This is a genomic window from Bacillus haimaensis (genome assembly GCF_048270625.1).
In the GTDB taxonomy this organism is placed as follows: domain Bacteria; phylum Bacillota; class Bacilli; order Bacillales; family Bacillaceae_I; genus Sutcliffiella_A; species Sutcliffiella_A haimaensis.
The window spans coordinates 1,190,339-1,209,375 of the sequence record NZ_CP158164.1 but is presented as its reverse complement, the minus strand read 5'-3'; the positions used below and the strand labels follow the sequence as shown (position 1 = coordinate 1,209,375).

General features: G+C 35.5%; 22 protein-coding genes, 1 pseudogene and 1 riboswitch. Of the genes and pseudogenes, 2 read left to right on the top strand and 21 right to left on the bottom strand.

Annotated features, from left to right (window positions below; all coding sequences use genetic code 11):
• Positions 1-12: 12 nt before the first annotated feature.
• The 7 genes from ABN702_RS06020 to ABN702_RS05990 all read right to left on the bottom strand — a co-directional run bounded on the left by ABN702_RS06020 (position 13) and on the right by ABN702_RS05990 (position 5,825).
• Positions 13-981 carry an ABC transporter ATP-binding protein gene (locus tag ABN702_RS06020; protein ID WP_417899834.1) on the bottom strand — a complete coding sequence of 323 codons (969 nt, stop codon included), beginning with the start codon at positions 979-981 and terminating at the stop codon, positions 13-15.
• On the bottom strand, positions 956-1,969 hold the full coding sequence (locus tag ABN702_RS06015) for an ABC transporter ATP-binding protein (RefSeq protein ID WP_417899833.1): 1,014 nt from the start codon (positions 1,967-1,969) through the stop codon (positions 956-958). Before ABN702_RS06015 ends, ABN702_RS06020 begins: the two co-directional genes overlap by 26 nt.
• A gap of 662 nt (positions 1,970-2,631) precedes the next feature.
• Positions 2,632-2,799 (bottom strand): hypothetical protein, encoded by a 168-nt coding sequence (locus ABN702_RS06010; protein WP_417899832.1) that lies wholly within the window; start codon positions 2,797-2,799, stop codon positions 2,632-2,634.
• A gap of 18 nt (positions 2,800-2,817) precedes the next feature.
• A complete protein-coding gene (locus tag ABN702_RS06005; RefSeq protein WP_417899831.1) occupies positions 2,818-2,997 on the bottom strand; it encodes a DUF4083 domain-containing protein in 180 nt (59 codons plus the stop codon).
• Positions 2,998-3,090: 93 nt separating this feature from the next.
• Entirely contained in the window at positions 3,091-4,554 is a 1,464-nt protein-coding gene (locus ABN702_RS06000) for a zf-HC2 domain-containing protein (RefSeq protein ID WP_417899830.1), read from the bottom strand.
• Positions 4,551-5,051 carry an RNA polymerase sigma factor gene (locus ABN702_RS05995; protein ID WP_417899829.1) on the bottom strand — a complete coding sequence of 167 codons (501 nt, stop codon included), beginning with the start codon at positions 5,049-5,051 and terminating at the stop codon, positions 4,551-4,553. The genes ABN702_RS06000 and ABN702_RS05995 overlap by 4 nt, the downstream gene beginning before the upstream one ends.
• Positions 5,052-5,279: 228 nt before the next feature.
• Positions 5,280-5,825, bottom strand: a complete 546-nt coding sequence (locus ABN702_RS05990) for a GNAT family N-acetyltransferase (protein WP_417899828.1) — start codon at positions 5,823-5,825, stop codon at positions 5,280-5,282.
• 160 nt (positions 5,826-5,985) lie between these two features.
• On the opposite strand from ABN702_RS05990, the gene mraY reads away from it, so the two are divergent.
• Entirely contained in the window at positions 5,986-6,918 is a 933-nt protein-coding gene (mraY, locus tag ABN702_RS05985) for a phospho-N-acetylmuramoyl-pentapeptide-transferase (protein ID WP_417900839.1), read from the top strand.
• Here the strand turns inward: mraY and ABN702_RS05980 are convergent.
• From ABN702_RS05980 to ABN702_RS05935, 10 genes are all read right to left on the bottom strand, one after another.
• Entirely contained in the window at positions 6,878-7,150 is a 273-nt protein-coding gene (locus ABN702_RS05980; RefSeq protein ID WP_417899827.1) for a hypothetical protein, read from the bottom strand. The two genes, mraY and ABN702_RS05980, sit on opposite strands and share 41 nt — an antisense overlap.
• A gap of 144 nt (positions 7,151-7,294) precedes the next feature.
• Positions 7,295-7,849, bottom strand: a complete 555-nt coding sequence (locus ABN702_RS05975) for a GNAT family N-acetyltransferase (RefSeq protein WP_417899826.1) — start codon at positions 7,847-7,849, stop codon at positions 7,295-7,297.
• Between the two features lie 373 nt (positions 7,850-8,222).
• On the bottom strand, positions 8,223-8,705 hold the full coding sequence (locus ABN702_RS05970; protein ID WP_417899825.1) for an LURP-one-related/scramblase family protein: 483 nt from the start codon (positions 8,703-8,705) through the stop codon (positions 8,223-8,225).
• Between the two features lie 158 nt (positions 8,706-8,863).
• Positions 8,864-9,889, bottom strand: a complete 1,026-nt coding sequence (gene add / locus ABN702_RS05965) for an adenosine deaminase (RefSeq protein WP_417899824.1) — start codon at positions 9,887-9,889, stop codon at positions 8,864-8,866.
• Positions 9,890-9,922: 33 nt separating this feature from the next.
• Positions 9,923-10,022: riboswitch (purine riboswitch) on the bottom strand.
• 591 nt (positions 10,023-10,613) lie between these two features.
• Positions 10,614-11,111, bottom strand: coding sequence for a S4 domain-containing protein (locus ABN702_RS05960; protein WP_417899823.1), 498 nt, complete (start codon positions 11,109-11,111; stop codon positions 10,614-10,616).
• A 467-nt stretch (positions 11,112-11,578) separates the two neighbouring features.
• Positions 11,579-12,106 (bottom strand): hypothetical protein, encoded by a 528-nt coding sequence (locus tag ABN702_RS05955; RefSeq protein ID WP_417899822.1) that lies wholly within the window; start codon positions 12,104-12,106, stop codon positions 11,579-11,581.
• A gap of 13 nt (positions 12,107-12,119) precedes the next feature.
• Entirely contained in the window at positions 12,120-12,572 is a 453-nt protein-coding gene (locus tag ABN702_RS05950) for a LytTR family DNA-binding domain-containing protein (protein WP_417899821.1), read from the bottom strand.
• A 436-nt stretch (positions 12,573-13,008) separates the two neighbouring features.
• Positions 13,009-14,256 (bottom strand): DUF4153 domain-containing protein, encoded by a 1,248-nt coding sequence (locus ABN702_RS05945; RefSeq protein WP_417899820.1) that lies wholly within the window; start codon positions 14,254-14,256, stop codon positions 13,009-13,011.
• 41 nt (positions 14,257-14,297) lie between these two features.
• Entirely contained in the window at positions 14,298-14,513 is a 216-nt protein-coding gene (locus ABN702_RS05940; RefSeq protein ID WP_417899819.1) for a helix-turn-helix domain-containing protein, read from the bottom strand.
• Positions 14,514-14,524: 11 nt separating this feature from the next.
• Positions 14,525-15,007: a DUF2975 domain-containing protein gene (locus tag ABN702_RS05935; RefSeq protein ID WP_417899818.1), complete on the bottom strand. Its 483-nt coding sequence runs from the start codon at positions 15,005-15,007 to the stop codon at positions 14,525-14,527.
• Between the two features lie 558 nt (positions 15,008-15,565).
• Here ABN702_RS05935 and ABN702_RS05930 point away from each other — a divergent pair.
• Entirely contained in the window at positions 15,566-15,805 is a 240-nt protein-coding gene (locus ABN702_RS05930; protein ID WP_417899817.1) for a hypothetical protein, read from the top strand.
• A 303-nt stretch (positions 15,806-16,108) separates the two neighbouring features.
• Here ABN702_RS05930 and ABN702_RS05925 read toward each other — a convergent pair whose 3' ends face one another.
• The 4 genes and pseudogenes from ABN702_RS05925 to ABN702_RS05910 all read right to left on the bottom strand — a co-directional run bounded on the left by ABN702_RS05925 (position 16,109) and on the right by ABN702_RS05910 (position 18,907).
• Positions 16,109-16,777 carry a DNA alkylation repair protein gene (locus tag ABN702_RS05925; RefSeq protein ID WP_417899816.1) on the bottom strand — a complete coding sequence of 223 codons (669 nt, stop codon included), beginning with the start codon at positions 16,775-16,777 and terminating at the stop codon, positions 16,109-16,111.
• Positions 16,778-16,997: 220 nt separating this feature from the next.
• Positions 16,998-17,337 (bottom strand): annotated as a pseudogene (locus ABN702_RS05920) (histidine phosphatase family protein); the annotation flags it as partial.
• Between the two features lie 185 nt (positions 17,338-17,522).
• Entirely contained in the window at positions 17,523-17,810 is a 288-nt protein-coding gene (locus tag ABN702_RS05915) for a hypothetical protein (protein WP_417899815.1), read from the bottom strand.
• A gap of 671 nt (positions 17,811-18,481) precedes the next feature.
• Positions 18,482-18,907, bottom strand: coding sequence for a hypothetical protein (locus tag ABN702_RS05910; protein ID WP_417899814.1), 426 nt, complete (start codon positions 18,905-18,907; stop codon positions 18,482-18,484).
• Positions 18,908-19,037 lie beyond the last annotated feature (130 nt).

Genomic DNA, 19,037 nt, shown 5'->3' with positions numbered 1-19,037 from the left:
TGTCTCCTTTACTTATTCGTATAGATGACAAGCAACAAAATGATTTGGTTCAATTTCCTTGAATTCAGGTCTTGTTGTTTTACAGATATCCATACATTCTCTGCATCTTGTATGAAACGCACACCCTGCAGGTGGATTGGATGGACTCGGAATTTCCCCACTGATTTCAATTTCTTCTCTCTTGAAATCTGGATCTGGTATAGGAACCGCATTCAACAGAGCCTGCGTATATGGATGCAACGGTTTCTCATATAGTTTTTCGCTATCTGTCAATTCAATCAATCTTCCTAAATACATGACTCCGACTCTATCACTTATATGCCGGACTACCCCTAGGTCATGTGCAATAAAAACGTATGTAAGATCATATTCTTTCTGAAGATCCTCCAAAAGATTCAGCACCTGGGATTGTATTGATACATCCAAGGCAGAAACGGGTTCATCTGCTATGATGAGCTTCGGATTGGTCATCAAAGATCGGGCAATCCCTATCCGCTGCCTCTGTCCCCCACTAAATTGATGTGGGTAACGCTTAGCGTGGTAACTGCTAAGACCAACAACCTCCAGCATCTCCCTGACTCGTCTCTTTCTTTCTTCCTTTGTTCCAATACCATGAACTATGAGGGGCTCTTCTAAAATCTTTTCCACCGTATGTCTTGGATTCAAAGAAGCGAAGGGATCCTGGAAGATCATTTGCATCTCGCGACGAACCTTTCTTAGCTCTTCCTTTGATAGAGTAGTAACATCCTTATTTTCAAATGTCACTTTCCCCTCAGTCGGATCTAGAAGGCGGAGTAACAGACGCCCTGTTGTGGATTTCCCGCAGCCGGATTCTCCCACTATCCCTAAGGTCTCCCCTTTTTTCACATAGAAGGATACCCCATCAACTGCTTTTACTTCTCCGACTTTTTTACCAAAGATTCCTCCATTAATAGGAAAGTGCTTTTTGAGGTTTTCAACCTGTAGTAATAGCTCTGTCACTTTGGACTTCCTCCTCTCCTACATGTAAAAAGCATCTGACTCGATGTCCCTCTACATCTGTCTCATAAAGCTCAGGCGTTTCTGTCCAGCACCGTTCAAATGCATATTCACAACGCTCTGCAAAGCGGCAGCCCGTTTTGACCGATCCCGGTTTCGGTACATTTCCAGGTATGGAATAGAGTCTTTCCTTTTTCTCGCGCATGTCAGGAACAGATTTGATCAGCCCTGCCGTATAGGGATGTTTGGGATCTTTGAAGATGGTGCGAACCTCGCCCTCTTCCACAATTTTCCCTGCATACATCACCACAACCCTTTCACAAACCTCCGCTACTACACCCAGGTCATGCGTAATTAGCATAATAGCCGTATTCAAATCCTGGTTCAGTTTTTTCATCAGTTTCAATATTTGTGCTTGAATGGTTACATCAAGGGCTGTAGTGGGTTCATCTGCAATGAGAACCTTTGGATCACAGGCCATCGCCATTGCAATCATAACCCTTTGTCTCATTCCGCCGGAAAGCTGATGAGGATAGTCATTGATTAATTCCTCCGCACGCGGGAGACCAACAAGCTTTAATATTTCGACTGCACGATCCTTCGCTTGTTTCTTGCTGCACTTATTATGTATTCTGATTGCCTCTGTGAGCTGGGAACTGATGGTGAATAAAGGATTCAAGGAAGTCATTGGTTCCTGAAATATCATGGCAATGTCATTTCCTCTTATTTGCCTCATTCGTCTCTCTGAAGCGTTTACTAGATTTTCACCATTAAAGAGTATTTCCCCTCCAGTGATTTTTCCAGGAGGATTAGGAACAAGTCCCATAATGGAAAGGGAGGTTACACTTTTTCCGCAACCGGACTCTCCCACGATTCCAAGGATTTCACCTTCATTTATGTAAAAATCAATTGAATCTACAGCTGGAATTTCCCCATCGTCTATAAAGAAGGATGTTTGCAGCCCTTTTACTTTTATCACTGGTTCGCTCAAACCGACACCCCCATAAGTCCTATTTTTTAAAAGATTCTCAATATTAAATAAATATGTACTTGCTATTATTACAAATATGTTAAAAAAAATCTATACTAAATTAGTATTATCTTTAAGGAAATATTTTTACATTATTTTTCATCGCTACTTTAATTTGCTAAATAGATTCTTCGTATTACTAAAAAAAGCAGGAAACCCTGCAGTGTGACATGCAGAGCTCCTACTCTCAACTTTCTACTTTTCTGACTATCTTAATATAATTTAATGCAGCATAGAGGAAAAGCATCCTTGCGACAATATTCAAGGAAACTCTCATCATCTCAGCACCTTTAGTCTGTGAGCCCGCAAGAAATATGGCCTCAGCTCCTAGTGCATTAGCTACTAAGATCAAATAGACGGGTAAGACTTTCTTCCCTTTCTACAATGAACGCCATATTCCAAACACGATTTAAACAAAACTATGCATCATCATAATTGGAATTTTCGGTTTGAATTTCGAATTAGTCAATCTGAGAAATATTTCCTCTAATCACTTCTCCTTCATTCAACCATGAAGTAAAAATTTTGCTATATTCTCCCACTCAAAGGTATCATCCACCAATTTACTTCCTTCATACCATGAGCCAAAGGTCCCAATACTCCTTCCGGCTTCCCAGGTCATATTAGACATTTTTCCTATTCAATAAATGTCCTATCACCGTACATAGCATCATTAATCCAACAAACATACCAGTATTCCCTGTTTCCATCCCCAAAAATCGTGGGCCTATAAAGAGTTCCAGGATAAATATGAGGATGGCTCCTATTAACAGAACCTTATAAATCATCATCGACCACTTCCCATTGCTTTATGAATTACCTCTTTTTACTTCTTCACTCAACTTCTCCACGTTTTCCTCCACACGATTCATTTGAATCGTTCGCTGCTTTATACTTCTGAATACAAAGGCCACGAGAAACACAAGCAGAACAAGAAAACCTAAACTAAACAGTTGAAACAGGTCATCCCCTAAATTAAATGCACCCATATCTGTCACCTCTACAAAGAATATTTAACGAATATACGATTATTACTTGAAAAAGTTTCATTATCCGGACTGTAGCATTCAGCAAATCACAACCTATCTTCCATCTACCCGAATCCACTCTTCCATACCTGTTTTTGCTGAATAGAATTTCCCCTTTTCAAAGTAGTCCAATGAAGGATTCATATGGACCAGTTCGAATTTTCCGGTTATGGCGGAATAGATCATCACGGTTTCTGTTACTCCTTGCTTGTTAAGCGTTTCCAACGGAACAGCTATTTCAATGTGCTGCTTCTCGATATCCTTATAGGAGGGCACATCTGGATTATGGTTAAACATATTTATTTCACCTGTTCTTGCATTAATAATCATAACCGTTCCCTGTTCAAGCGGAGTATAAAGTGGATAGCCTTTATAATTAGGTACAATGTTGAAGCTATATAGCTTGTAATCTTTACTTGTATTGCTGGTATTTATCCCCATCGGCACCAAGGTGTACGCTAAGTTGCTGCCATATATTTTTTCTACATGGTCTTTCACCTTTTCCTCGGTTTCCTCTCTACTCAGAGTTGGACCATCTAGTTCGGTAGGATAGCTATGCGCCTCCAGTAATTGCCCGTTGAGTCCATCTATCAAACCATCATATTTTCCTTCAATATGAAATTGATAGGTGTAGGGATTACCGTTTAAAGTACTCTCTTTTTTCAGCTCCACCTTTTTCTCGTTAACTCCCAATATTTGGGCCACCATTTTTGTCAGTTCCTTTTCACCCATTGGCTGCAGCTCTTCTGGAAGCTTGTGAAAACGAGTATAACTGTCACTCAGGATATTAATATTTTTGTAGAAGCGATCTAATTCTTCCACATCGAGTAGTTCAAAATAGGAACTATATCCATGTTTGAATTTCCGATATTGCGTTGTTGCCACTTGATTCAGATCACCAAAATACCGGTGGATGGCTTTATATGCTGCCTCATCCGTTTTCGACCACATCCCCTGATCAAAACGGAATTGCATGATTTCCAGCATGGAGTTGAAGTTTGATGTGTTGATGCAAAAGTAGTATTCCGTTTTGTCCAACTGGTATCTTTCAATAAAATTAATATGTTCCTCAAGCGCCATCGTAGCTTCAAAAAATTGATGCACAGTTCCTTGTACATATTCCAGGTCGCTATGTTCCTGGTCCTTCACTATATTAAACATAACAGGCAGTAATTCCTGACTTCTGTAGTAATTTTCAAATTCCAACATCAACTTTTCTCTTCCACTTTTATAGTCCGTCACAAGCAGGGTAAGAATTATTGCGATTAATACTGCAGTGATCCACTTATACCTGGTGAGTCTGATTTTCAACCATACTTTATCATCGACCGTGTTCGGAACTTCTTTATTTTCCAGTTCCTTTTTATGATCAAAAAATCCCTCTCCTGTCTGATATGTGTTGCTGCATGCTTCACATTCACTTAGATGGGCATCGACTGCCTGCTTGACTGCAGGACTTAATTCGTTTTCCATATATAAAAGGTACAAATCCAGCACTACCTCGTGTTCTAGCTTCATCGTTCCTCCCCCACCTCCTTCTTATAAATTTCGCGGAACTTTTTTCTGGCCCTATAGATGCCCACCTTCACCTTTGCAATCGACTCATTTGTCACCTCTGCGATTTCCTCATAGGTCAGTCCGTGCCCATCCCGTAATAGAATAAAAGTCCGATAGTTTTCCGGAAGCTTTACCAGTACTATTTGAATCAATAGCTTATCCTCTGTATGTTTGTAAGCATCCTGCTGAACAGCCATCCTCTCATCCAAAGTCCCAGTTTGCACCTCCAACTGTGTTTGCTTTTTCACACTAAAATTAATGTAAGTATACCGGGCAATCTTAAAAAGCCACGTTTTCATGGAAGCATCCCCTCTATAAGTGGAGAGGGATTTGAATGCCCGAAAAAAAGTCTCCTGAGTCAGATCCTCGGCAATATGCCGGTTGAGTGTGGAACGATATAAATACGAATAGATCGCCTGTTTATGATTTTCATATATCTCTATCCTAGGGTCAGACATCACATTCCCCCTCTCTTCCATATACAGACAGCCATATTAGCCGAAAGTTACACCTAATATTTAGTTTTCCATATATATTTTACCAATTGGTCAGCTGGTATACTACTGAACTTGGAAACTAGCTGTTTTTTGCATAGAAAAAAACTCAGGTCATTTTGATCTGAGTTTTTAGATTCCTATTCGATTCTTACTTCATTTAACGGCAAAAGAATCTCAACAAAAGCTATTCTATTTTGATAAATCCTCAATTTTGATTCGCCAGATCATATGATGAAATCCTTCGCCCCAATAATCCTCTAACAAGTAATCGGGATCTCCATACTTCTTTTTCCATATTTTTTGAGCACGGATATATCCACTATCTAAACAGAATTCTTCAATTCCCTTTTTAGATAATGTCCAATACATTTCTTTTAATAGGAAATTACCTATCCCCATCCTTTGATAGTCAGGATGCACAAAAACTGTCCCCACCTCGATTAGATCTTTAAAAGTATTATCTGTACATTTTCTTATCAGGTCACTTGCTACACCATATTCGATCGTACCTACTATTTTTTCTCCATTTAAAGCAATCAGAAAAAATCGTTTTTCACCATTGCTTTCCAAGTCGCTTTCCAAGTAAGTTTTCTTCGCTACGATTTCCTCTTCAATATCCTCTAGCTTGTATCCGATACCTTCTTTGATAAATGTATCAGTTATCACCGTTCTAAAAAATTGATTTAACGCAATTACATCTTCATTTCTAGGCCTTCTTATGTCTACGTTTAGCATTTAGAGCCCCCCTTATATTATCCTTTAACTAGTAATATTTTTACATATTATTATATTGGATTGTATGGAATAAAGGTAATGAATGAGTTTTATAGAATTTATTATAGATAGTAAAGAGAAAAGGGGTAAATGAAAAGTGATTGATCAATTAATCCCAGCAATGATTGCATTTGTAGTTGTTACAATATTATCTCCTTTATTAATTGCCGTTTTGAGAAGACTTCATCTCATTCAGCCGATAAGAAAAGAACTTCCTAAAGGTCATCAGTTAAAAAAAGGCACTCCGCTAATGTTTGGCATCATTCTTTTTGTAGGAATTATAGTATCACTTCTTTTTTCACCTACTCCATTGACGTATTTCTTGTGTGTTACCTACATTCTTTTTAGTTTTGTAGGTTTTTTGGACGACTTTTGGAAAGCATCTCGTCAAGATCCAGGAGGGGTATCTGGCAAGACCAAACTCATTCTTCAATTTACTTTTACAGGTACTTTGCTTTTTTACGTGATCAACGAGCTAGACATAGACACCAGCATTAGTATTTATAAAAATATTTCCTTGGATCTTCCAATGGTGTTATATGTCATTGTCATCACCCTATTTGTCGTTGGTTCTGCAAATGCCATTAACTTTACGGATGGATTAGACGGTCTTTTAGGAGTTGTTGCAATCCCTACATACTTTTTCTTTTTTATGGTTTCAGACAGTCCAGAGGTGCAAATTTTTTGTTTAGTTATGATTGGATGTTTACTTGGCTTTCTCATTTATAATATTTATCCTGCAAAAGCCTTTATGGGGGATACGGGATCATTGGCTATAGGGGGTTCGCTTTCATTTCTTGCAGTCATTGAGAAAGTTGAAATCTTGATTCCCGTTTTATTCTTCATATATTTTGCTGAACAGCTATCGGTCATTTTACAAGTTTCATCTTTTAAACTTACTCATAAGCGTATTTTCAAAATGACACCGATTCATTATCACTTTGGCTTAAAATATGGCTGGTCCGAAACGACCATTGTCGGGGTATTTGGATTTATTTCTTGGCTTTGTGTTTTTATCTGTTTAGCCTTTTGGAGATTTCTTCTAAATCCATAAATAAAGATATGATCATTCCAATCAATATTAGAGGTAACCATGCAACGCACAATGCAGCAAACAAATACCAAGGACGAAAATCTGCCACCGCAAAAATTGATGCACTAATCAATACACCTATAATCAAATAAACAAGGATGATACCCATTTTGTCACCGCACTCCTTTTTAGTATTATAAAAAGGTGTACTGATAGGGGTTCTACATTTTGGAATAATATTAATTTTTTTCATGTTAAAACGATCTTCCACTTGAAGATCGTTTTTTAGCTGGAACTCCATATTCATAGTCCCGTATTCAATCAACTACTCATTGCGCACTTCTTAATATTAGCTTTTGGAACAAGCGTTTACCTTCACGCCGTTGTTCAATACGATTTACTTTGAATTTATAAAATAAATTAGATTATCAGTCCATTCACCAAATTCATGAATGAAACCTTTTCTTATACATTCGAATTCCATTCCAATGCTTTCTGCTAATTTTATTGAAGGAGTGTTATTAAGGTTTATATGGGCCTCTATACGATGATAATTTAATTTCTCAAATGCAAGTTTAATTGCTGCTTTTGCAGACTCCTTACCGTATCCTTGTCTCCAAAACTGATTATGAATGGTATAGCCAAATCTTGCCCATTGAAAATCTTCCCTCATAATAGTTGAGAAGTCTATTGCACCTAAATGAGCATGATCTTCTTTTCGAAATATCCCGAATATGTAAACCTCATCATCTAAAGCCATCTGCTGATGCTTATCTATCAATTCTTCAAACCATTCTTCCGTACAAATACTCATATCAATTTTTCCATCATCGTATATATGTTGTGAAGTCATCCTATTATTATATTGATTTAGCCAATTCAAATAATCTTCCTTAATAAATGGTCTAATATTTAATCTATCTGTCTCTACGTTGTAGGTAAAACTCTCCAAGTAAACACCTCATCTTACATTTTTTAATTCAATGGTAAAAAGGAAATCTTTTAGGACTTTACCACAAAGGTCTAAATTTTTCCGTTAATCCCGCTCTATCGCTTAATACTACTATATGGTCAAGAATCACTTTTTTGAAATTGATAATTCATAGTTAATAACTTCCTTTATTTCTTTGTTTCCTATTATTCCATTATGAAAAGTATTAGAAAATGACCTCCATATATTTTCACGTTCAAATACTTCAAAGGATTCAATTTTCTGGAAAGAGCACTCAAATTGCCTTGTCAATTATTTATGTTAAGGTTCACCGCAACTATTCAAGAAACTGTCAGTCTTCTAATATTATACTTCGACTTTAAATAGAAGCTGTTTAGGAAGCAGCTGCTTGATCAGCCTTCACACAATCGATTGCAACAACGAGTGCAATAATAATGGTTTCCATCTCTTCATCAATTATTTGAACCTTGTAGCTATCGCCCCAAGTGAACCATTCCTTGCCCACTTTACCTACGATTTTACCATGCTGTAAAACTTGAAAATCCATATCCCACCAATTCCCATGTACTTCGATGCCTGCCGCATCAATTGAATATCGTGCTTTTAAGAACGAAAATTCCTTCTTTATTGTTAATACCTCTCGACCATTCACCTCAACTAAAAACTTTGGTAAAAAGCTGAACACCTTTTTCGTGATGAGCGCTACTTCATCTCTTGCTGTATTCATAATGGAGAAAGTCTTTGGAACTTGCATAAAACTTCCCTCCACGTAATATTTATCCTTCTCCAGCTGATCCTTTACTGTGAATTTCCCACTAAGACTGAATACCTTCTGCTTTATATAAAGCTGCCGCATACTTTTGCCTCCCCACACTAAGTCTATTCATTACTTACGATTGAAATGGGCATTGGTTCCAAACTTATGCATAAAAATCCAAATAACATTCCAAAGCCATATCATATTTAAACCTTAGATTCCATAGAAGAGGTGGCGGATTTAACAGCAATTAAAGTTTAAAGGTCTAGAAGATATTTCTTCAGTTTTTCCTTTGTTTTTACATTTGCAAAAGAAGCTTGCACGCTATTCATGTAAATTTGTTTATAATCTTCATCACTCATAGCAAATTCATTACAGACTAAATCACATTCCTTCGCCATCGTTGTATCTGATACCGTTCTGTTGTCCGTATTAACGGTTACTTTTATTCCATCCCTGTGGAAATCGCAGATTGGATGATCACCAAATTGGTTTACTGCTTTGGTTTGGACATTACTTGTTGGACACATTTCAAGCACTATCTGTTTTTCCTTTACAATGTTGTAAGCTTCTACACAGTCTTTAATGAACACACCGTGTCCAATCCTTTCAGCCCCCAACCATTCAACAGCCTCAAGCACATTTTTTCCGATTCCAGTTTCACCGGCATGGATCGTGACTCTGTAGCCATATTCCCTTGCCAATGCAATTGGTTCAATAAATTTTCCGCAAAATCCTTCTTCTTCGGAAGCACACAAATCAATCGCGACAACCCCTTTTCCAAGGAATATCTTACCCTTTTCGACGACCTCAAAAGCACTTTCCACCGCCATCGTTCTCATACATGACAAAATAATATTTCCTATGATATCAAATTGTTCTTCTGCCGCTTTCATTCCTTCAATCACACTTTGAATGATTTCTTCTACAGATAATCCCATTTGAGTATGAAGTAATGGTGCAAATCGAACCTCCATATATTTCACATTTTCCTTTGCTGCATCTTCAAAAAGCTCAAAGGTAATTCTTTTTAAATTTTCTTTTGACTGCATTACTAGATTAGGAATGGAAAATTTTTTTAAATATTCATCTAAGGATTCGCAGTCTAATGGGGCAATTAGTTCTTCTTTCATCTCTTCCTTATCAAAGGAAGGTATACTGATGCCACTTTTCTTTGCGATATCTATGATGGTCTCAGGTCTGACACTCCCATCCAAATGGCAGTGAAGTTCAATTTTAGGCATAATAGAAAAATTCATTGTTGGACCTCCTTGATTTTTCACAAAAAAAATCCTGATTACGAAGAAAATACAAGTAAATGCTTGCATCTTCTTCGTAATCAGGATTTGTTGGTTCCTGGTAGAGACCCCCAAACCATATTATTGGGGTTATACGAATTTAAGTGTTGTATTGTTTTTTTTACTAAGATAATAGAATTTATCTTTTTTGTCAATGAGCTAAATAGATCTTGGCTAACCATTTTACGTTTGTACTCTAAAATAGACCCCGTTACTTGCAATGTCTCTTTTATTCATTCTTCACACAGCTTATGTTCCACTTTCGACGGTGGTTGTTCCATCCTTACCTAGTCAAAACGTAATATATAACATAGAACCAACTAAAGAACCCGTGAATTATTGCCCAGAAAACTGATTTATGAATACTCCAAGATATTGTAATGGCTAAAGCAGAACCAAAAGTAATTGCACTTTTAGAACCAACTGGAACATTAAAACTTTTTTCTGTCCTTTCTTTCATACTAAAACCCCCATTTTCTTTGAATCTATATTTTTTTTTCTATCTGTAAATATTTATTATTTATTGAAAAGGTTATTCCCTTCAACTATTAATATTCTGAAAATGCTATTCAACTAACCTGCTCGATTCAAAAAAAAAAAGCGATTACCTTATGCAGTAATCGCTTCCTTTAACGGAATATAGTAGGGCGCAAACGTGTAGAGAATTTCCATTTTCACCATTTTGCAACCTTGATGGAAATTTATTTATTTAATCTATGAAAATGGAAATGCGTTCTCCCTTTGACAATCTTGAACTAGGTTTAATGACTTGTTCATTTAATTGAATTGCTCCTTTTTCAATCTTATCTATAATCTGTGTTCGACTCCAATCCTCAATTTGATTTGCAAGGACTTTATCAATTCGATGTTTTCCTATCACATCATCTAGGACAATGTGTATTACCTTTAATCCCTGTTCTACTAAGCTAGTTATCGGAATGGCCGACACTATAGAAGTTTCTTCTTTTTGCTCCTCGATTTCAGGAACATGCTCTGAGAACGTTTTATAAACTGCTAACTTTTTGTTCCACGTATGATTTTTTTCGCATTTATATATTGCATATTGGTATATACTTTTTCCGTTTGCGTTATGCCTTCTCACATTCGTGTCCGTAAAAACAGATAATTTCCCACACATTTTGCAGTGCTTCTTTACACCTCGTTCTGGTATTTGAGAAAGTTTCCAGTGGAAAGTTATATTTAACATTAATCCTTCACCTCTTAATAAGATAAAGGAACGCAAGCATCTATTTGGATATCTTGCAGCACAGAATAATATTAAATTGAATAAATTAAAAAGGAGATCCTATACAAGGACCTCCCCTAAGATTGAGACTACAGGGTTGCTTGGTTCCTTTGTAATGAGAAAATGGGCATACTACCCCCTTGAGAAAAAAACATTGTTTTTTTGAGGGCAATGCTATCCAATTTATTGATCATTACAAAGTAAAGTTTGGCATACGTGTTCTCCTGTATCCTTTCTATCCAAATAGAGTTATTCTTATTTTACCTCATCATTACATTTAAATGCAACCGCTTACTTTCTTCTATCCCAAGTAACTCCTCAAAATCCAGTTAGCTAATTAGAATAAGACTATCTTTCCCCACCAATTTCCTTCATCCATTCCATATCATTTCCACAACAATAACACTATCATCGTTAGGAACACATGGTTACTCTTTGTCAGCTAATAGCTGAATTTTAAAGATTTCTGTAAAGCCTGTTTTGTCGGTGACTAGTGTGATTGAAATCAAATCACCTTCTGACAAATCAGAAAGCCGGATTACAGCATCCTGCCGATATATACTCACTTCTCCCCATATATCATATTGAAACTCACCTCGATAATTCTCATCATTGAGGGAAATACCATCAACCAATATAGACTTCTCCCCAACTTCTTTTACTTCTGCATAGAATGTCTGAATATCAGTATGTGACATCACCCAAGCATCTTCTTCGTAATCTTTATAGGCATTAACATATCCCGCAAAATAGCTTATGAATAGGCCAATGAGTAAAACTATTATGGTCATAACAATAGCGACTCTATATGGAGGAATCATTGAAGTACGCTTGCCCCCGGTTGCTCCTAAAACCTTATTGATATGCCGTTTATAGACTTGAAAATAGATAATAACGGTAGCGACCAAAATAATTACAATAGCAAACAGTGCGAGAAAATAAATAGGAAAAACCATGTAATCGCCTCCTTTATATTCCGAAATATTCTTTGAAAAAGTAGTAATAGCTTCTTGTTACATCAACACTTTTGCCATTAGTCAATTTAAGGATAAACTTCGATGAAAGAGTAGGTGTAATTCGTTTAACCTTATTTCTTGCAATGACAACAGAGTTACTTATACGCAAAAATTTTGATGGGTCAAGCAAACTGACAATTCTATATAATCGATCGGTAGCTTGATATTGTCCTTCTTGCGTTTGTACCTCAACTGCATGACCGAACGATTCGATACAAACAATATCCTCTACCGATAAAATGATTCGCGCATTTGTTCCTTTTTCTCTCACAGTCAGATTATCAATGAAGCTGTTGGTTTCACTTAATACCAAGTCGGCAGTATCATCTATTTGAATTCCTCGTTCTTCGAGTGCAGATTTGATTTCATCATAACGCTCATTACTAATGTCCAGTTTGATTTTCAAATTGCAACCTCCTTTCGTACATCGTAATACATAGCCATGTTCCAAAAGTAGTATAACAATCGGATTTTCGCATCTCAATATAAGAGGAATACTTTACAGATATAGCCACATAGATTACACAACATGGTGTATGAACATTAGCATATTTCATATTTTTAATAGTTTATAACTCGTACTTCAATGATAAATTTCAAAAAAAGAAGCTTATCTTGTTCAAGATAAGCCGCCTATCGTATTATAAGGTCAGCCAGATATTTCTGGTTGATCATTTTTTATATCGATATATGATTACGGTATCCGGGGTAGAACGGAAGCCCCAGTGAGACTTGATCCCGTTTAACCAGCGAAGTAATTGTTTATAACTCGATACCTGAATATCCTCTATTTTATTTTAGAAATGTAGAAGATTTGCCTATCGCTACATAACAGAGCCTTTCTAATTAAAAATTAAAGGAAAAGTAAATATAACGCAAGCTGCCCAAAGTCCATAGACCGGCAAATACTTAGTAACGGAATCTTGGATAGTTGAAGGTCCTGATTTGTTTTGTAGAAAACGCATATACGAGAACATAATCAAAATTAGATTTGCCCAGATAAGTATGTTTACACCTAAAACAGCAAGTCTGTTTGGCGTAATCCCATATGAAGAAAGTCTGAACACTATGGCTGACAATGCCACACTGTCAATGATAAGGGCAAGAACAATTAGGGCAAAATTTATATAGTCTGAAATGTTTTTTTTCTCGTCTGAGTCGCTTTCGGTAATGGAAAATATGGTAACGACCAATACACCAAGAAGTATTCCGTTGAAGGCTATCAGGAAATTACGGTCCAAGAATGGATTTTTTCCGAGCCATATAACCGCAATAAGATAGACCAACAATGTGACCAGGACAAGAGGGCTAAAAATTTTAGCTATATAGGGTGTAATATTCTTAGCTAGTTTAAGATTCATTGATACCAGGTATGCAGCTACAATAGCGAGAGAGGAAGCACCAAATAAAACGACATTACTAAAATAAAAGTCCTCAATATCCAAGCCGATAAAGCTGAATAACTGCATGGTTAATGCTGCCAGTACCATACCACTCACGGCCATGCTGGCGTAGAGAATACCATATTCCAAATTAAATTTGATATAGGCTAATCTACTACTACCTTTTGAATACTCATTTCCTGTAAATGCAAGCCCTAACAATATCCATAAGAATATGGGAATGTGTAAATAAGCAAGGATAATACTGTCTTTATCATTTAAAGGCAGCATATTAAGATAAACCCCTGAAATTAGGAACAACGCTACAAGGGAATAAATAACACTTTTTTTCGGAGTATTTTTGTAAATAAAATAAGTAGCAATAAAAGGAATTATACCAAACGCCAGGTTAATTGGAGCAATTACTTCCTGTTCGACAAAATGGAAAATGATCCTGGTAAATATCCCTGCCATAATGGCTAAAATGCCCATAAATATGAAATCTTTTTGGATCTTGGAAGATTTTTCTGTGTTTGCTACCTCCTTGAAATGCAATCTTTCAAACCAAACGCCAAGGACCTGAGAATCAGGATTTTGTTCCCATGCCTGTAAGAATGAATTTTTAAAAGCTTTTGGGTCTTTTCTATATATTCTCTCCAGTTCATGAGGGTTATCAATGTTTTCGATAATCGAATTGTTAATTTCCATCGTTATACCTCCCCTAATAATTGTAATTTCCTCCACAATGTTTAACTGTCTTCGTCACTTTTGTATTCTAAAATATCCCCAGTCTGACACTCTAAAGCCTTACAAATTGCCTCTAAGGTGGATAATCGAATCGCTTTCGCCTTTCCATTTTTCAATATAGAAAGGTTAGCCAACGTTATCCCAACCCTCCCCGAAAGGTGTGTTACGCTCATTTTCCTTTTTGCTAACATCACATCAATATTGATTATTATTGCCATTGTTATTCACCTCAGACCGTTAAATCATTTTCTGATTTTATATCAATTGCTTCTTTTAAAAGTTTCTGGAGAACTGCCGCAAACACTGAGATAACCATCGAAGCAAAAGGAACAACCAATCCGACAAAGATAACTCCTGGGGCGTCGTCTACTTCCGCAAAGATATAGAAGAGCGGTAAAACTAGTACATGCAAAATACTGATTGTAATTGCACAATATTTGATATTCTTTAAAGCTTTTACAGATAAATCAGAGAAAGCTTTATTTTTGTCAATGTAGCGCAGGAGTTCAAAAGCCTGATACAAAGCAAAATAAAAAGGTATTGCTGATGCATCAAAAACAATGAAAACGATATATTTTATAACCGCAAACTCTGGAAGTAATTTTGCTGAAAGGTTCGCCATCTCAGGCACCAAAAAGATGCACAGAGCAAGAACTGGGACTCCTAAAAAAATAACAGCTATTTTTAAAAACAACGTTGTAACATTTTTCATAAAAGCACCTCATTTATTTATTCTGATTTTGATTTTAATATAAAATTTATTGATTTACAATAAATGTTTATTAATTTTTATAACGATTTTATTGTTAGTTACAAAAATTATTAACCATGTCTAAATTCTTCTACATCCTTCGTTCCCGATAATATTATTTGAACCAAACTTTTTCTTCATAGTCTTCTCTCATTCTACTTACACAACACCCTTATATATTAGACCTTCTTTTGTTGGTTACTTTCACATTGAAAATTCTTTTTTTTACAAGACTATTAAATTGTTTACGAATTAAAAAAAGGGAACCTTTGACTTAAAAGGTTCCCCTTACTTATTCGTTAATAGCTCCCTTATTGAGAATTAACACCTTTTTAAAATTTGTGCGCTTATTGCATTAACCTGCCCTATTGTTTAATACCAATTATTTCAAATCAGATTAATAAACACAATCATTTTTTCCATAAAAGGCGTATTGAGCTTTTGACTGGTAAAGAATGGTGCTAGTTAAAAAAACCTATATAATTTAAAATCAAGATAAAACATCATAGGAGATATTACATGTGGTTTAAGATACTTTTAGGAATTATTGCAATTTTAGGCATTTTGCTTATGTGGTTTTCTGTGTTTGGTAAGAAAAAGGCTATTGATAATATGACTATGGGCGGTTCTTTTAGCTTAATTGAACTAATATTTGATCTACTTATTGAGTTTTCACCAACTTTTGTAAAAAGAATACTACTATTCATTTTAGGATTAGCTTTTGCATTTTTCTCTACAATGGGAGTAATTTACTCATAATAGTGTTGCTGAGGACGATTCTAAGACAAAATAACTAAACTTCCTTCTAACTATATAAGAAAAAGAGAAATGGACTGCTGAAACAGTCCATTTCTCTTTTTCAATACTTGCGCCTCGTTGGCCCCTACTGTTCAAAAAGAGATAGTGGGTTAATCCTTTACATCTTCCTTGCATATTTCACTAACTAACTGCCATAACTCATTGTTTTCATTATTTTTCAGTCCAAGCCTATTACAATTTTCATATTGAGGCTTTGAATTCCTTTATTTTCACATCAAACCCTTATGAATTTTTCAGTGGTAACTAATTATTAATTCGTTTGTTCACTTCAATCGTAATGAACTCCGGCAAATAATTGGGAGTACATCCTTTTGATACCATTTCATCTTTATAAAGACCCGTTTTCTCACCAAGTTTTATACAACGTGCTCGATACTTTTCATCATAAACGCCTATCCAGCCTGCGGTGAAATTCATAGCCCATTGAACTTCCGGTTCTTCCTGCGTAATATTAGCTTCAATTGCAGATAGTAAGTCTGCGGTGTTATCAGGCGGTGTTTGTCCAGTCCATCTCAATCGCCCTTGAAAATACCAGAAAGCTCGCCTTTGAAGAGCAGAAGGACTATTTTCCCATAACTCCATCAGTGCAATGTTCTTCTTGTCTTTGGTGAGCTGATTAGCCATTAACCAATCCATTAAGTTATTTCGCTCATCAAATGTATGAGTCTGCATATCCTTATCAAGCTTATTTAGTACTTCTTGTGAAAGAAGTTTTTTGTCCATAATTAAGATTGCCAATAGTCTGGGCAAAAACTCTCCGGTTGACCAAAGTTCCATAGCTAGTTCGTGATCTTTTTTAATGTCCTTCGCGATTTTTCGTAAGTCGCCTAGCTTAGTTTTACTATTGATCTGAGGTAGAATGTTTTCTGCTTTTAATGAGCGTTTTATTTCTGTATCTTTTTTTCCATCCATTTTATACAACTCCTTTATTAAAGCACTGTTTCGTAATATGTCCTTGCAGGGATAAATCAAGAACTTAATTTCGTTTTAAGTCTTATTGCAGTGGTGTGCCTCCAAAGTTTCCCTTTTTTAATATTGTAGCATATATCGTATTAAAGCTTTCTCCACCTATAATTGAAGAACAACCATCTTTAATATATTAATAACCATTTACTTCCTTTAATTGTATACGATTAGATTCTCCTTCTTCTAAAGCGAAATTTGGTTCCATAAATGACTTCTCCAACAGTGGAATCAATTCCTTATCAGATACTCGATTGTCTTCAGAAGAAAATATTTTTTCTTTTAAATCTTCAAATGTTAAAACTTCTTGTCCTATTTGTTGTGCTAATTTTTCTACAGTTAAAATTGAACGTTATATGGGCTTGAGATAACAGCTTCAATTTCTTCTTCTATTAATATTGATGTTATTTTTTGAGCATCGAATGACCCTTTTCCGTTAAATCTCTTGTTCTTTCATTTCCTTACTTTGGAGATTCTCCGTGTCTCACCATATAAATAAACGTACTCATAAGATTTCCCCCAATAAGTTACTAATATATTTCTTCAACTATCCTCCCTGTTAACCGAAGATGCTAAAACTTTCTGGTATGTTGAAGGGGGAGGGCGGTTGTTTGTTCAGCAAACGCCCCTGTTAGTTATATATAGAGACTTACACAATAATTGCATATTATATAAATGATGTGACACTAACTCATTATTTCTTACCTTTTCGTTCTAAAAATATTGGTGCTAGATTTAGTATGATAGAAACAATTGTCAAAAACCATAATGCCCTTTCCATACAAGGTACTACATCCTCTAAAGCTGCCCAATCTTCCACTTCTACCCACACTGATACAAGACTGTACTCTGCACAAAGTGTTAATGCTGTAAATGATAATCCTAAAGCCATTGCCAGCTTATAATCCTTTCCTGATGCATACATATATAGATTTATAAAAGTTGCTACTATTGCAATAACCCCAAATATCATAAATAACATTACTAACCTCCATATATTTTTAATTTTTATCGTGTAATAATACTAATGTACATCATTTCAATTCTTTGCATAAATTTTTTATGAGAGCATTATTTAATACTTCTAATCTTATTTTTTGTGATTTCTTATTGAATAACCCTTCCCTTTTCTGGCATAATTTACAAATTCAAGATGAACTATCTAATTACCTTTCTTACTCCAGAATATTGACCCAAATAAAAGAAAAAGACGCGTTCTTAAATAAACGCGCCCGATTGTTTAATAACTCTATTAGTAAATTACTTATGGTACGGTTCACTTACCCTAATGCTAAACCAATAATTATTTATCATAATTTGGCCCTAAAATGAAAAGTGAGCGCCAATTCTTGTTCCAGAATGGCGCCCGATAATTGAATATCAGAAGAACTTTGTACGATACATATCTCTTTAGTCAGCTGAATAAAAACAGCCTCCTAAATCAGTATAATATTGGAAAACGCACTCTTTATACTCCTTTGATAATTTTTGATTCTTTAATTTTTAATCTCTGACGGTTTCTTTAGAAGGGCCGTAGATTCGTCAAAGCCAAGCGGTATGCTAGTGGATATTAAGTCAGGTTTGATTCCTTGGACTCTTTCACAATAAAAGTAACTTTTAGAGTAGAAAAGTAGAACTGTCCATTTGATTTTTTCAGACTTTTAACAGAAGTTTATCCAATTCACGTACTTGATCATATGCTTTTAGTAGATAGTCAGGAACCAGTGTTCTTCCATATTCCCAAGAATTCACTTCGATTTCTGCTAAAAGCTGTTCCTTTTCATCTTCTACACCATAAATGAGAGTCTTTAAAACTCGGGTATTTTTCCTAAATTCTAAATAATATCCGAGCTGATGATAAAGCATAATTTTCACAAAGTTTTCATCGGTTTCTTTAATTTTAAAGTTAATTTTAGCGTTATATCCGTTAATTTGTATGTAGTTAAACTTTATCGTATTTGTCGATACGTTATAACTCATCGGTGCAGTGAGTTTATCACTGAATTCAACATTTATATTTAGTTTGAGCTCTTGTAATGTATTATTAATTATCTTTTCAATATTCCATATATAAAGCATTTTTCTTTACCCCTCCTACAAAACATTTTCAACAATCGCAAGAAAACCTTATCTTGCTTCAATTTATTATATCCTCACCAAAAAGTTGTTTTTATTTCTACATTGAAGCATTTTATCATTTTTATTAATT